This is a genomic window from Clostridium sp. NkU-1, from assembly GCA_001312405.1.
The window spans coordinates 1-15787 of sequence record BBDR01000007.1; the positions used below are offsets into that span (position 1 = coordinate 1).

At 44.1% G+C, this 15787-nt stretch carries 10 protein-coding genes, 4 pseudogenes and 1 riboswitch; of the genes and pseudogenes, 12 read left to right on the forward strand and 2 right to left on the reverse strand.

Going from position 1 to position 15787, the window contains the following annotated elements; genetic code table 11:
- The 4 genes and pseudogenes from JCM10519_RS12195 to JCM10519_RS12210 form a co-directional block, all read left to right on the forward strand.
- Positions 1–700, forward strand: a 700-nt coding sequence (locus JCM10519_RS12195) for a hypothetical protein (protein ID WP_347844015.1), incomplete at its 5' end; no start/stop codon positions are given.
- 205 nt (positions 701–905) lie between these two features.
- Positions 906–1354 (forward strand): annotated as a pseudogene (locus JCM10519_RS12200) (GNAT family N-acetyltransferase).
- A 157-nt stretch (positions 1355–1511) separates the two neighbouring features.
- Positions 1512–1853: a hypothetical protein gene (locus JCM10519_RS12205; RefSeq protein WP_054739477.1), complete on the forward strand. Its 342-nt coding sequence runs from the start codon at positions 1512–1514 to the stop codon at positions 1851–1853.
- A gap of 21 nt (positions 1854–1874) precedes the next feature.
- Positions 1875–2462: a helix-turn-helix domain-containing protein gene (locus JCM10519_RS12210; protein WP_054739478.1), complete on the forward strand. Its 588-nt coding sequence runs from the start codon at positions 1875–1877 to the stop codon at positions 2460–2462.
- A gap of 37 nt (positions 2463–2499) precedes the next feature.
- On the opposite strand, the gene JCM10519_RS12215 is transcribed toward JCM10519_RS12210, so the two are convergent.
- Together JCM10519_RS12215 and JCM10519_RS12220 are read right to left on the reverse strand one after the other, a co-directional pair.
- Positions 2500–2919 (reverse strand): DUF2992 family protein, encoded by a 420-nt coding sequence (locus tag JCM10519_RS12215; protein ID WP_054739481.1) that lies wholly within the window; start codon positions 2917–2919, stop codon positions 2500–2502.
- A gap of 104 nt (positions 2920–3023) precedes the next feature.
- Positions 3024–5594 (reverse strand): HAD-IC family P-type ATPase, encoded by a 2571-nt coding sequence (locus JCM10519_RS12220; RefSeq protein WP_054739484.1) that lies wholly within the window; start codon positions 5592–5594, stop codon positions 3024–3026.
- 198 nt (positions 5595–5792) lie between these two features.
- Positions 5793–5897, reverse strand: a riboswitch (NiCo riboswitch).
- Positions 5898–6576: 679 nt separating this feature from the next.
- On the opposite strand from JCM10519_RS12220, the gene JCM10519_RS12225 reads away from it, so the two are divergent.
- From JCM10519_RS12225 to JCM10519_RS12255, 8 genes and pseudogenes are all read left to right on the forward strand, one after another.
- A complete protein-coding gene (locus JCM10519_RS12225; RefSeq protein WP_347844016.1) occupies positions 6577–7428 on the forward strand; it encodes a PRD domain-containing protein in 852 nt (283 codons plus the stop codon).
- Positions 7429–7444: 16 nt separating this feature from the next.
- Positions 7445–8161: pseudogene (locus JCM10519_RS29390) on the forward strand (PTS transporter subunit EIIB); the annotation flags it as partial.
- 88 nt (positions 8162–8249) lie between these two features.
- A complete protein-coding gene (locus JCM10519_RS29395) occupies positions 8250–9386 on the forward strand; it encodes a glucose PTS transporter subunit IIA (RefSeq protein ID WP_347844017.1) in 1137 nt (378 codons plus the stop codon).
- A gap of 54 nt (positions 9387–9440) precedes the next feature.
- Entirely contained in the window at positions 9441–10871 is a 1431-nt protein-coding gene (locus JCM10519_RS12235) for a 6-phospho-beta-glucosidase (RefSeq protein ID WP_054739690.1), read from the forward strand.
- 103 nt (positions 10872–10974) lie between these two features.
- The gene (locus tag JCM10519_RS12240; RefSeq protein WP_054739487.1) at positions 10975–11847 is read left to right on the forward strand and encodes a histidine phosphatase family protein; all 873 of its coding nucleotides are present in this window, start codon (positions 10975–10977) and stop codon (positions 11845–11847) included.
- An 85-nt stretch (positions 11848–11932) separates the two neighbouring features.
- Positions 11933–12571, forward strand: coding sequence for a GntR family transcriptional regulator (locus JCM10519_RS12245; RefSeq protein WP_054739489.1), 639 nt, complete (start codon positions 11933–11935; stop codon positions 12569–12571).
- A 116-nt stretch (positions 12572–12687) separates the two neighbouring features.
- Positions 12688–13823, forward strand: a pseudogene (locus tag JCM10519_RS12250) (ABC transporter ATP-binding protein).
- Positions 13820–15386: pseudogene (locus JCM10519_RS12255) on the forward strand (glycine betaine ABC transporter substrate-binding protein). Before JCM10519_RS12250 ends, JCM10519_RS12255 begins: the two co-directional pseudogenes overlap by 4 nt.
- Positions 15387–15787 lie beyond the last annotated feature (401 nt).

Below are 15787 nucleotides of genomic sequence, written 5' to 3' on the forward strand. Positions count from 1 at the left end.
CCCAGCCAGCGCAGCCGACACCTCAGCCACACCCCACGCCGACACCCCAGCCAAGCCGCAGCCAACTCCCCAGCCGTTGCCGCAGCCGATTCCCAGGCCCCAGCCAACTCCTCAGCCATTGCCGCAGCCAATTCCCCAGCCTCCTGTCATTATGTGTATCTCCGAGGCAGAACAAAGCTTAAGTAATTATCTGAGGCTTTTATGGTTACAGCATGTATACTGGACGAGAATGGTTATCGAGAGCGTGGCTTTTGACCTTCCGGATGTGAAATTTGTAACAGATCGTCTGCTGGAGAATCCTAAAGATTTCGAAGAAGTATTGATTACGTTTTATGGGCAGGATAATGCCGCTAAATTTGCAGAGCTGCTGACAACCCACCTTACAACCGCCAATGAACTTGTTATGGCGATGAAGGAAGGCAATGCTGATGCTGCTTCCGATGCGGAAAAACGCTGGTACGATAACGCAGATCAGATCGCAACATTCCTCGCCGATATCAATCCCAATTGGTCGGACGATGACTGGCAGGATATGCTCTATAATCACTTGGCAATGACAAAGACAGAAGCGAATGACATCCTGACACAGAATTTTGAAGACGGCATCAATATATTTGCAGACATTGAAAGAGAAGCCCTTGAGATGGCAGATGTCATGACACAGGGAATCACACAACAGTTCATGCAGTTTTTTAGGTAGTTACAGGTATAGAAAAGAATGTATCCCAAAAGTCAATAAATGTCTTTTGGGATACATTCTTTTTTTTCTTATTAATATGGCAAATGACCGATGAAACTGGCAGACTAAACTTACATGTGATAAAATAATCATAAGCTTAAGGCAGTGTTTTTAATGCTGTGATTTTTAAATTCTAACAAAAGAACTGTATAGATTGGGAGAGTAAATGACAATTAGAGAATATAATCCAAAGGATATTGAGGAAATAACAGCATTGTTTTATGATACGGTCCATGTAATATGCTCCAGAGACTACACAAAGGAGCAGCTTGATGCGTGGGCATCAAAGGATATGGATCGGGAGGTCTGGGACCGCTCCTTAAAGGAGCATCATACGCTTGTGGCTGTAAAAAACGGCATGATCGTGGGATTTGGGGACATGGATGATACGGGTTATCTTGACCGCCTCTATATCCACAAGGACTATCAGGGCAGGGGATTGCGACCCTCCTTTGTGACAGGCTGGAAGCTGGTTTTCCAGATGGTACGGTAACAACACATGCTTCCATAACCGCAAAGCCGTTTTTTGAATCCCGTGGGTACAGGGTTTTCAAAGAACAGCAGGTTGAGCGGAAGGACGTTATTTTGACAAATTACGTAATGAAGAAATATTAGCAAAAACGCAAAAAAATCTTTCGGATGACGCTGTTTTCTTTCCTATATGGATATCACGATGAAACTCTACGGAGCGTAGATTGAAAAGCTCATGGCAAACAACTACAATGATAGGTAGAGAAGAAACACGGAATGTCAGAAAGATGGTGAAAATAAAATGGATAAATCTTCAAGAAAAGCCCTGAAAGAGCAGTATCATAATAGAAAAGCAGTTGGGGGAGTATATTGTATAAAATGCAGCGGCAGGGACGATGTATGGTTTCGGGCAACGAAAGATATGCGGGGAGCAAAAAACCGGTTTCTATTTTCCGTTTCAACGGATTCATGTCCTGAAATATGTATGATGGACGCATGGAAGGAGTCCGGAGCAGCCGGATTTTCCTTTGAAATTATAGAAGAAATAGAAAAAAAGGAAACACAGACGGATCGTGAATTTTCTGACGATGTAAATACACTGCTGGAATTATGGCTGGAAAAGAACCAAAAGCCTGGCTCTTGATTCCTGATAAGGAGGTAAAGCATGGAAAACAGTAAAGTAGGGAGCATAATCCGCACCTTGCGCCAGGAACACAATATGACGCAAAAGGAACTTGCGGATAAAATGAACCTTAGCGATAAAACCATTTCCAAGTGGGAACGGGGCCTGGGCCTGCCTGATATTTCGCTTATTCCGGAGCTTTCCAGGCTTCTTGGAATTGATACAATGAATTTACTGTCCGGCGATATGACTCCCAACAATTTAGCAGGAGGTAATATGAAGAATACGAAATACTTTGTTTGTCCCACATGCCAGAATATAACGCTTTGCACAGGAGATGCGGAAGTTTCATGCTGCGGCAAGAAACTGGCAGCCCAAACCCTGAAAAAAGCGGAAGAAAGCGAAAGGCTGACCGTTCAGGTGCTGGAAGATGACTGGTATATCACCAGTGGACATCCTATGAATAAAGAGCATTACATTTCCTTTGTGGCTTTGGCTTCAGGTGACCGGATCCAGATCATCAAGCAATATCCAGAATGGAATTTAAATGTGCGCATTCCCAAAAGAGGCCATGGAATGCTGATATGGTACAGTACGGATGATGGCTTACGGTATCAGTTGTTAAAGTAAGTGTGGTCCTGAAGTGCAGAAAAAAAGCACAGGGAGGTCAATGCCCCCTGTGCTTTTCCTTGCGTTTTTCCTGCCGCAGTTCAAATTGACGCTCTTTCTCAGCTTCCCGCTGTTCCCGGGAATGGAATTTGCGTTCCGATTTTAACTGCTCCTGTTGAAGCTTCAAAGCCTGCTGCGCCTTTGTTCCAACCCCGGTGTTTTGCAGATGTCTGTCGATTTCCCTCCGCATTCTCTTGGGATTGATGCGCTTTTCAGTCATTGATGATGCTTCCAGAGATGGACTAAACCGCAGTCTGTCGTAGTTTCTGAGTATGAAATCGTAGATTTCATAGTCCTTGGGTTCCGCTCCAAAAGTGATTTTGCAAACCTCATATCTGCCTTCAAATTCTCGCTCACAGATGCCTACCCAAAAGGGCTCCTCAAAAAATACAGTCAGCCTGGAACCAGTCTTTCTCATGATAAAATCCTCCTAATTTATATGCCTTACAAAGAATGGACAACCAAGGAGGCAGGTTACTGACAGCTGACGCTGCGTCCGGACTACCGACCGGAACTGTGTTTTTATCTTTGCATTGTATATTTTAACACGTATGGCCTGACTTTGGAACCTGATTTTTTATCAGATTTTTTTACCAGTTTCACTGCTTCATACCAGAATACTGCGAAAGCAGCAATGCCTATAGCAGTGAAAAGCATGGAAGCAGACAGGGGAGCCAGTTTTAAAAATCCATTTAATGGAGAATACAGGCTGATCCCAACCATTAAAAATGTTCCAAAGTTCGCCGCCCACATCACCTTGTCTCCTGCAAGACGTTTTATAGACTGGACTGCAAAATCATGGTCAGAGCTGTTTACCTGTACCAGGAACAAATTGGAAAGCATGATAATGGTAAGCCCCATTGCACGGGCTGCAGGTGCATTTACTTCATTGCCGCCAAGTATCGTATAATAGGTGCAAAATGAAACGGCGAATATGACCAGTCCCTGCAGGATACTTTTGAAAAGAAGGGCCGGAGTAAGCAGCTTTTCTTTCGGATCACGGGGCCTGCGTTCCATAATATCCGTTTCAGCCGGCTGCCTTTCCAGTACAATGGAGCAGGTCGGATCAATCAACAGCTCAAGCAGCACAACATGCAGTGGCAGCAGCAAAAGTGCAGTGGGCGCGATGCCAAGCATAGGGGCAAGCAAGGATGTAAATGCAATGGGGATGTGGATGGTAAATACATAGCCGACCGCTTTTCGGATGTTGTCATAGATGCGTCTGCCATCCTTCACAGTCTCCACAATGGTGGTAAAGTTATCATCCATCAAAATCAGGCCCGCGGCTTCACGGGAAACCTCGCTGCCCCGCTTGCCCATGGCAATGCCAATATCGGCGTACTTCAGTGCGGGGGCATCATTCACCCCATCCCCTGTCATGGCAACGATTTCGCCGTTTTCCTTAAATGCCTTAACAATCCGCATTTTGTGTTCCGGCATGACACGGGAGAAAATCGAAACATCCTTTACCTTGTCACGAAGCGCCTCATCACTCATTTCATTTAGCATATCACCGGTAATAATATGGCCGCTGTCAGGCATATTGATTTTTTTTGCAATGGAAGAAGCGGTAATGCCATTGTCGCCTGTTATCATCACCACACGGATACCGGCCCTGGTGCAGACGGCTATATCGGCTTTTACACTTTCCCTTGGAGGATCGGCAAGCCCGATTAAGCCGCAGAGTATCAGGGAGCAGCCGGTGATTTCAGCCGGTATTTCTGCTTCACATTGGAGTTTTGCGGCAGCGACTGCAATGACTCGAAGGCCTTCCATGGACATTTCCATGATTTTGTGTTCAACGATTTCTCTTTCTTCACCGCTGAGATTGCAGATGGTCAGAATCCGCTCAGGAGAGCCTTTTGCTGCAATGACCAGCTCTTCGTTTCTGCGCCAGACATGCCCCATCATTTTCTGCTCGTTGGTAAAGGTGTATTCGCCCACCAGTTCCCCGCTGAAAAGATGATCCCTGGTGATGCCAAGTTTGCTGCAGTGGGAAAGCATGGCTTTTTCCATGGGGTCATAAGCGTCTGTTTCACAGCCAAGTCCCATGGTTTCACATAAGGCATGATCATCACCATCCAGTGTCCATACATCCTGCACTGCCATTTGATTCATGGTAATGGTTCCGGTTTTATCAACGCAAAGTACCGATACCGCGCCCAATGTTTCCACAGAGGGCAGCTTACGCACCAAAGACTGTTTTTTTGCGAGGCGCCATGCACCCATAGAAAGAAAAACTATGAGAATAACCGGAAATTCTTCGGGTATCATGGCCATGGCAAGGGTAATGCCGGAAAGTATACTTTCAATCAGCCGGTCGTGAAAGTCATAGTACGGAATATTGAACCACGTGAATATTCCCACAAGGATAAACAGCACTGCAGCAATGCCGGCACAAAGCTTAATAAGGCTGCGGGTCTGCTTTTGCAGAGGGGTATCCTCATCCGGCGCCGCGGCCACATTTGCCCCGATTTTACCGTATTCCGTGGCAGCGCCGATCTTATCCACACAAACGGTTGCTGTCCCCTGGGTGACCAGGGTGCCTGCATAGCAATAGTCCCTGCGCCAGTATTCGTCCGCCGGACCGGCGTTTTCTGCAGGCAATTTCCAGACGCACTCTGCTTCGCCGGTGAGAGAGGATTCATCGACGCATAAGTCGTTACACTTTACTATCATGCCGTCTGCAGGAATTTTGATGCCCTCACAGATCATCATCAGGTCGCCGGGTACAAGGTTAACACTGGCAATGACCTGTTCCTTATTGTCGCGGATCACTGTCACATGAGGGGCTGACAGATCCTTCAGCGCTTTCAGCGTTTTGTCGGTTTTCCATTCCTGTATGACATCAATGCTGATCATGCCCACTACAAAGATGAGCATGACGGCACCGTCTCTGGGCTCACCCAGAATGAAATAGATAATTGCAGCAACAATCAGCAGTAAAAACATTGGCTCACAGATAATGTGAACAACCTTTCGAAAGAAGCTCTCCTTTTTCTGGGGTGTCAGTTCGTTCCTGCCGTATTGCTCCTGCAATTCTTTTGCTTCGGCAGATGTTAAACCTGCCATGTGACCTTTGTTGTTTGTCATAAAAGTTACCTCCGTTTCAGCCTTTCGGCATTCGTTTGATAGCTCTATGGCACTTCATTTTCGGGGTCTATGTTCCATTTTGGTATGAAAAAACACACCTATGGAACATATTATGAAAACAAAAATGTTTTCATAATCGGATGGACGGCGCGAAAAGTTACGCCTTTTTATGAGAAGACTGCCTCTCATAAACCATACTACTGTCCCACAGATGTGCAATAATTGCAATCTGTTGCCGCATAGTAAGCGGCCCGGCCCCATGACCTTTGTAAAAAGGTTCATCGCCTGCTCAGTTTGTACCGTTGATCTCGCATCCATAGTTGGATGTAATGCAGTGCAAAGAGATTACAGAATATTATATGCACCGCTTTTTCGTTTGTCAACCAAGACGGGATTTTTTTTGATGGAGTTATGTTTTTTTTGTAAGATTATAAGAATTAGGCTGATCTGTCAAAGAATAAACCAAAAAAGTATTTATGCGGGAATCTGTCATATATACAAAGCTGGCAATAGGGATTCCAGGAGCTGCTTACTCAAGCTGACTGGGTTTGTGTTAATCGTAATAAGCTGTGTAGAAACTTGCCTTGGCTTATCCTGGAATTGCATAATGCTGCAATACTTGGAAATTGGTAATATAGCACTAAAAATTATATTGAAAAGATAATATATATAGTGATAATGATGATGATATTTATAAAAATATGAAATTAATTAGAAAAAAAATAATATAATAATTAAGAAAAAAAACAAAAAAAATGTTGACTTTTAAAATTTCGGCATGTTAGTATTTATCCATCAGTTAGGGGTTGGTCACAGATAGAAAGTAAATCCAAATCTAAAAGGTGAACAGATGAAAACTTGTTAATATCAGGAATCACAGTTGGATCGTGAATATGGCGTGAACATATACGAAACCTGCTTGGTTCCGGGGATTTTTATCCCTGGAATCAGGCGGGTTTTCTTTTTGGGGAGGATCAGGGAGATGAAGATTGTCAAATTTTTAAATAATAATGCCGCACTGGTCTTAGACGGGCAGGAGCGTGAATTGGTTGTCATGGGAAAAGGAATCGCTCATTCAGCACATAAAAATGAGGAGATATCACGTGAATTGATTGATAAAATATTCATTTTAGACGACCGGTCACAGCTTGCGCAGTATACTCAATTATTTTCGGAAATACCAGATGGGATTTTTGAATTGGCCGGCCGTTTTGTAACGAAAGCCAAAAAGGATTTGAACCGTACCTTGCAGAATTCTCTTGTCATATCCCTTGCAGACCATTTAAACAGTATGGTTGAGCGCGGGAAGCTGGGGGCATATCTGGAAAACAGAATGCTTTGGGATATCAGGAAAATGTATCAGGATGAGTTCCGCCTAAGCAGGGAGATGGTGGCGGAATTTAATAAGCTCTATGATACCTTGTATGATGATCATGAAGCAGCAACCCTTGCCATGCATTTTGTCAATGCGGAATTGGAATCAGGCATGGAAAATGCAGGAAAGATAACAAAGCTCATTGGCGAGATTTTAAATATAGTAAAATATCATTTTTTAATTGATTATGACGAGGAAAGCTATGCTTATTACCGTTTTGTGACCCACTTGCGTTTTCTGGCCCAACGGATTTTCCAGGGTTCACAATTAAATGATGCCGATATGAGTCAGATGCTGAAAGGCCACTTAAGCGAACGCTACGAAGATACGTTTCAGTGTGTGAAAAAGATCAGGGATTTTTTTTGGAACCATTATCATTACTGTTTTACAGAGCAGGAAGGATTATACCTGTCTATCCATATCATTAAGATCCTTGATGATAATATAAAAACAAATTAGAAAGGGGAGATTTGCCGTGGGAAAGTATGAGGAACTGGCAAAGAAAATCGTCAAAGAAGTAGGAGGGGAAGAAAATATTGCGTCTTTGACCCATTGCATTACCCGTCTTCGCTTTCAGTTAAGGGATGAGAGCAAGGCAAACGATGAAGTTTTGAAGAAAATGGAAGGCGTTGTTACGGTTATGAAAAGCGGCGGTCAATACCAGGTGGTAATTGGGAACCATGTACCTGCCGTATACGAAGAGGTCTGTCTGGCAGCTGGAATCAGCACGGAAGGGGGCGGCGCAGAAAGTACATATAAAAAGAGTGCGTTTGACCGGCTGATTGATATCATCAGCGGCTGCTTCCAGCCGTTTCTTGGAGTTCTGTCAGCGGGTGGTGTTATAAAAGGATTAAATGCACTTTTTGTATTTCTTGGCTTTTATTCTACTTCGTCCGGATCTTATGCGATGCTCAATGCCATCGGTGATTCTGTTTTTCAGTTTATGCCTTTGATTATTGGCTTTACTGCAGCGGCAAAGTTTAATGTAAGTAAATTAACAGGTATGGCCCTTGGCGCGGCCTTATGTTATCCCAGCATTCAGTTATCTGCCATACAGGGAGGGGAACCGTTAGGCGTTTTATTTGAAGGAACGATTTTACACAGCGCTTATTACTTCAAAGCGTTTGGGATTCCCTGGGTAGCCAATAATTATTTAAGCAGTGTCGTTCCGGTTATTATTGTGGTGTGGTTTGCGGGTTATGTGCAGAAAACAGCAAAAAAAGTAATTCCTGAGATGCTCCAGACTTTTTTTTGTTCCCTTTGCCGTGATGGTTGTCTCCATGGCTGCCGGATTTTTACTCATAGGACCTGTGGTATCTGTTGCAACAAGTCTTTTGAGCACAGGATTTGCCTCTCTATTTGCGGCTTCTCCTGTTTTATTTGGTATCCTGATGGGGTTCATATGGCAGATTCTGGTTATTTTCGGCCTGCACTGGGCGGTCATTCCCATGGCTATTATCCAGTTGTCTGAATTTGGCTACAGCAATGTATTAAATGGAAGCTTTGGCGCAAGCTTTGCACAGACTGCATGCGTACTGGCCATGTACTTTAAACTCAAAGATGAAAAAACAAAATCCCTTTGTATCCCTGCTGTGGTTTCCGGCATCTGCGGAGTAACGGAGCCTGCCATTTATGGTATTACACTTCCTAAAAAGCTGCCATTTATTTTCTCTATGATCGGCGGTGCTGCGGGCGGCGCTGTGATGACTGCCATGGGAACTAAGTCCTATACCATGGGAGGTCTTGGAATCTTTGGTGTTTTAAATTTTATTAACAATGCAACAGGAGATGCAAGCGGAATGTTTAATGGTTTTGTGTGCATCATTGTTTCTTCCCTGGTAGGATTTTTGCTTACGTTCTTTTTCTGGAAAGACAAGGAAACGCCGGATGAGGAAATAAAGGAAAGCGATGAATCAGCAGGTACACCAGATGGTTCCGGGGAGATTCTTTCCATAGAGGTTCTTTCTCCGGTAGAAGGCGAAATTGTCCCATTGGAAAATCTGGAAGATGCTGCATTTTCCAGCGGCACATTGGGAAAGGGGATTGCGGTAAATCCATCAAAAGGAGTGATTATTTCTCCGGCAGATGGTGTGATCACTGCTTTTTTCCATACAAAACATGCTTTGGGCATTAAGGCTGACAATGGTCTGGAGATCCTGATTCACGTTGGAATGGATACCACAAGATTGGATGGAGAAGGTTTTACCGCTAAGGCAGGGCAGGGACAGAGAGTAAAAAAAGGCCAGGTCTTATTGGAGTTTGATATGGATTTTATTCAATCAAAAGGATATTCATTAGTGACACCGGTATTGATTACAAATTTAAGTGAACATGACGGCATGATTTTGTGGAAAGAAAAGAAGATCACTACAGAGGATTGCCTGATAGGAATTGAGAGAGCAGCTGTCCGGCAATGATCTTTTATGTCAGAAGAACATGATCAGGAACTGATAGAGGAAAGGAGTTATCATATGGCATTTAGAAAGGATTTTTTATGGGGCGGTGCAACTGCTGCCAACCAATGTGAAGGAGGATATGCAGAGGGAGGCAGAGGCCTTGCCAATGTGGACGTGGTTCCCCATGGCAAAGACCGCTGGGCTGTTGTTACCGGAGACATGAAAATGTTTGATTTTGATGAGGAACATTACTATCCGGCAAAAAAATCCATTGATATGTATCATCATTATCTTGATGATATTAAATTATTTGGGGAAATGGGGTTTAAAACTTATCGCCTTTCCATCGCATGGAGCAGAATATTTCCAAACGGAGACGATGACATTCCCAATGAAGAAGGGCTGAAATTTTATGAAGCTATTTTTAAAGAATGTCATAAGTACGGCATTGAACCCCTTGTTACTTTGGTGCATTTTGACTGTCCTATGCACTTGATCACAGAATATGGCGGCTGGAGAAACAGAAAGGTCATCGATTTTTTTGTAAATTACTGTAAGACCGTATTTACCCGCTACAAAGGACTGGTCAAATATTGGCTTACTTTTAATGAAATTAACATGATTTTTCATGGCCCTTTTATGGCGGCAGGATTATATTTTGAGGAGGGGGAAGACAGAACCAGGATTCAGTACCAGGCAGCTCATCATGAACTGGTCGCCAGTGCGTTGGCAGTAAAAATGGCTCATGAGATCGATCCTCAGAACAAGGTAGGCTGTATGCTGGCGGCGGGACAATATTATCCCTTCACATGCAAGCCTCAGGATGTATGGGCGGCACTCGAAGGAGATAGAGAGGGATATTTCTTCGTTGATGTGCAGGCAAGAGGTGAGTACCCTCAATATGCCTGGAAACGCTTTGAAAGAGAGAAAATCAAGCTGGATATAACAGACGACGATTTGAAAATATTGAAAGAAACGCCGGTTGACTTCATTTCTTTTTCTTATTATTCATCCAGAGTAGCCAGCGGGGATCCAACTGCTGTGGGAACAACAGAAGGCAATGTGTTTGCCTCCCTGAAAAATCCTTATCTGGAAGTGAGCGGGTGGGGCTGGCAGATCGACCCTCTGGGACTTCGCATCACTTTAAATGCCTTATATGACCGTTACGAAAAACCACTGTTTATCGTGGAAAATGGTTTAGGTGCGAAAGATGTGGCCGATGTAAATGGATATGTAGAAGACGACTACCGCATCGAATACCTGAAATCCCATATTGAGGTCATGAAAGATGCGGTTGAAATCGATGGTGTGGACTTAATGGGATATACGCCTTGGGGCTGTATTGATTTAGTGAGTGCTTCCACCGGAGAGATGAGTAAACGCTATGGATTTATTTATGTAGACCTTGATGATTCAGGAAATGGAACCGGAAAACGCTCCAGGAAAAAATCCTTTTATTGGTATAAGAAAGTCATTGCTGCTAATGGGGAAGATCTGACCTGCTGAAACCGGGAAAATGCGCCAGGTCTGTCAAGAGGGGGCGGGCTGGCTGCTTTCCGGCGAAATGGTCATGAGGAGTATGTAATATTAAGGATGAGGAGAATAATATATGAAAAAAATTACCGGATATATATCAGCGCTTTTACTTGGAACCATGTTTTTGACCGGCTGCCAGACAGCATCTGTGAAGCAGCCGGAAACGGCAGTAACAGCAACACAGACTGAAACAGAAAAAGTATCGGAAGAAGAGCCTGCGGCAGTGGTTGATACAGTAACACTTTATATTACACGTCACGGTAAGACCATGTTAAATACTTCGGATCGCTCACAGGGCTGGATTGATGCACCACTCACACCCGCCGGTGTAGAAGTGGCAAGGGCTTTGGGACGAGGTTTAAAATCAGAGGGAGTTGAATTTGACGCAGTGTATACAAGCGATAGCGGACGAGCCATTGAGACGGCAGAAATTGTACTGAAAGAAAAAGGCCAGGACCTGGAAATACATAAAGACAAAAGGCTCAGAGAGTTTAACTTTGGTACTTATGAAGGTATGCCAAATGAGGAAATGTGGGAGGCAGTTGCAGAAGCCCAGGGCATAACACTGGAGGATATGATGGCTTCCATGCAGGCCGGAAGCTTCATGGACACGGTTGCACCATTTGCAGATACTCTGGCACAACTGGATAAGGATAAGGCAGAAAAAGAGGGCAATTGGCCTGCAGAAGATATTGCCGCAATCCAGACCCGTTTGCAGGCGGCATTTGGAGATATCGTAAAGGAATCCATGGATCAAGGCAATGCTGATGTTCTTGTGGTTTCTCACGGATTAAGCATTGGAACATTTCTTGTTTCAGTTGATGCAAATGCAGAGGTGCCGGCAGCAGGGCTTAAAAATGCCAGTGTATCAAAAGTGGTTGTCAAGGATGGCGTATATACAGTTGAAACGGTGAATGATCTGTCTTATGTTGAAAAAGGAAAGTGATCAGGACTCCACCTTGCTTTGTATCACGTTTTAGGCTATACTGGTGTTGTTTTACACTATAATAGGCAAAGGAAACGTGATTTACATGGATATAGAGTTAAAGCATAAGACAGCAATCCCGCGCTATCAGCAAATCGCTGTGGAAGTGGCGGCCCGGATCGCCAATGGGGAGTATGAGGTAGGTGAGAAGATATACGCCCGTTCCTCTCTTGCCGGCCAGTACAGCGTATCTCCGGAGACTGCCCGGCGGGCGATCTGTATACTTAGCGATTTAGGAATCGTAACCTCTGAAAAGGGCAATGGGATCATCATCAAGTCCCAGAGAAAAGCAGCAGAGTACATCCAGCAAAACAGCAAAAGGCAGACCATTGATACCATTAAGGAAAATCTTTTAAAAAGTGTCAGCCGTCAAAAACAGGAAATGGAATACTTAAATGACTGTCTGCAGGATATGATAGAGGCCTCGGTTCACTTCCGGTCAATGAATCCATTTATGCCGTTTGAGATACGGATCACCAGTGAATGTGCCCATTTGAATAAGACGGTAACTGAAATCCAATTCTGGCAGCGGACCGGGGCGACTGTGATTGCAGTCAGCAGGAATGACACTGTCATAAAATCCCCCGGACCATACGTTGCTCTTTCGGAAAATGATACCATATATTTTATAACACAGGATGATACTCCTGACAGAGTAAGAGACTTTTTATATACTTCTGAATAGCAGTTTTATCACAGCGCTTGAAGCCAGATTGGCTCAGGCGTTTTTTTTGAAATTTGACAAAGTGACAACTTTATAATATAATCAAGTTGTTACTTTGCTAAAAAGGAGGGAGATATATGATACAATTTGAACGTATTTCCAAGCGTTATAAGACAAAGCAGGTTCTTAATCAAATTACATTCACGATAAATAGCGGTACTCTGGTTGCTATTATTGGTGAGAGCGGCTGCGGTAAGACAACACTCTTAAAAATGATCAACCGGCTGATCAAGCCCACATCAGGTACGATTTCCATTGATGGTGAAAATATCGGCGGCATGGATGAAGTGGCCCTGCGGCGGAAAATCGGATATGTGATCCAGCAGACTGGACTGTTTCCACACATGACAGTTAAGGAAAATATTGAACTGATTCCAAAGCTTGAAAAGATGTCGTCCAAAGACGTTGAGGACAACACAAGGAAGCTGATGCAGATGGTAGGACTTGATTGTGAAGAGTTTTTGAATCGATATCCGACAGAGCTCAGCGGAGGGCAGCAGCAGCGGATCGGCGTTGCCAGGCTTTTGCCACGGATCCCAATATTATCCTGATGGATGAGCCATTTTCGGCCCTGGATCCCATAACAAGATCAGATCTTCAGGATGAGCTGGTGCAGCTGCAGGCCAAGTTAAAGAAGACGATTGTCTTTGTGACCCATGATATGGATGAAGCCATTAAGATCGCGGATATGATCTGCATCATGAAGGATGGCGATATTCTGCAATATGATACGCCGGAAAATATCCTGAACAATCCTGTGGATGAATTTGTTTCAAGCTTCGTAGGAAAAAACAGGATCTGGTCTTCACCGGAATTCATCAAGGTATCCGACATTATGATCGAACAGCCGGTCAGTGCGACCAAAGACTTATCTGTTCTGAAATGCATCGAAAAGATGCGGAGAAACAAGGTCGACAGCCTGCTCATAGTGGATCGGGAAAGCCGGCGTTTGAGCGGAATTGTCAAGGCCAGCAAATTAAGAGGTATAGAAGACAGAACCCAATTGGCGGAACAATTTATGTACGAGGACTTTCCTACCCTTTTACCGGACCAATGCATACTGGATGCGCTGAAAATAGTGACAGAAAACCAGGTGTCAACAGTTCCGGTGGTGGATGAGCAAAGGCGTCTTAAAGGGCTCATTACCCGGAGCAGTCTGGTCACGACCATGAGTCAGCAATATTTTGACTATGAAGGAGGAGAGGCAGAATGAATTTTTGGAATTATATAATAAGCAATTATCCCCAGATCCTTTCATTATTGATCGAACATCTGAAGCTGACTGCCGTATCGGTGGGTCTTGCCATATTGATAGGAGTGCCCCTTGGAATTTTTATTTCCTTTGCGGCAAAAGCCAGTAAACCGATTTTAGCAATCGCAAACGTGATTCAGGCAATTCCCAGTATGGCACTGCTTGGCTTCATGATCCCGTTATTGGGAATCGGTGTCATTCCTGCAATTGTTGCAGTCGTTCTTTATTCTCTTCTTCCCATTATTAAGAATACCTATACAGGAATTGATAATATCAATCCCCAGACGCTGGAGGCGGCCAAAGGGATTGGCTTGACGCCCTTTCAGGTGCTGACAAAGGTACAGATTCCCCTCGCTCTTCCGGTCATTATGGCAGGAGTGCGGATCGCTTCCGTAACAGCGGTAGGGCTTATGACCATGGCAGCGTTTATTGGTGCGGGCGGCCTGGGATACCTGGTGTTTTCCGGCATACGGACGGTGAATAACAATCAAATCCTGGCGGGCGCGATTCCTGCCTGTTTATTGGCATTGATGGTAGACTTTCTGATTGGCCTGACTGAAAAGCTGGTAACGCCCATCAGCCTTCAAAAGGGAGACGCCTCCGTTAAGAAAAAAAGCAGGAAAATCCAAAAGGCAATGCTGGGAGCGGCTGCCATGTTTATTGCGGCTGTATTCCTTTTCACATCCGTGGGCAGTGTATCAGGAGATGTGCGTACACTCTCAGTCGGCTCCAAGGATTTTACGGAGCAGGAGATTCTTAGCAGTATGGTAGCGGATTTAATAGAAGACAGAACCGATATCACCGTAAACAGAAAGCTGAGCCTGGGCGGGTCACAGGTGTGCTTTTCTGCAATACAGACCGGAGATATTGATCTTTATGTTGACTACACCGGCACTTCATACACAGACATCCTCAAACATCCGCCGATCAGCGATATGGAGCAGGTGTATCAGACTGTAAAGAAAGAGTATAAGGAGCAGCTTGGTCTGGAAGTACTTAAGCAGATGAGCTTTAATAATACTTATGCATTGGCTGTAACTCAGAAAATGGCAGAAGAGAATCATTTAGAAAAAAATAAGTGATCTTGCTAAAATAAGCGGAAACCTGATATCCGGTACTACTTTTGAATTCTCCAACCGGGAGGATGGATTATCCGGACTGCAGAAGGCCTATGGCTTCCAAATAGGAAAACGTCTTACATTAGACTCTTCTCCCCGCTATACGGCTCTGGAAACCGGTGAGGTAAATATCATTGATGCTTTTTCCACTGACGGACTTTTAAAGAAATTCGGCTTAAAAACGCTGGCAGATGATAAGAACTTTTTCCCGCCCTATTATGCAATTCCTGTTATCAGAGAGGAAGCATTGGAGAAATGTCCGGAAGTCGCCGGAATCATGGAAGAATTAGCGCCATATTTAACAAATGAGGTTATGATTGAACTGAACTACAAGGTAGATGAATTACAGCAGACACCTGCTGCTGTAGCCCATGATTTTCTAAAAGAGAGTGGATTGATATCATGATTTATGTAATTCTGCTTTTTTCGTTTCTTTCCCTTGTTTTTTTCTTCTCCCAGGTGGCGGTGGCTGATATGTACTGATACGCTCCTGTCCCTAAGGGAAGAAAAGGTCGGTTTTCTGTTTGGACGATATATGCGGGATTTGGCTGTTGTGATGCTGATTTTATGGTTACTTAAAGCTTTGAACATTCCCTGGGTATATGTAACTGCAGGGTGTGTGTTTTTCCTGCGTACACTGGGTTTTCTTATGCATATGGCTCAGGTTCTTATAAAAAAATTAAATGATGTCCGGTAAGCCGGGAAAACGTGAGGTTATTTTCAGTTTATCATAGGAGCTGTTTGAAAGCCAAAGTCCTTATGCAGGCATTGGCTGGACAATATTGGAAATATAACAAATAAGGGCCG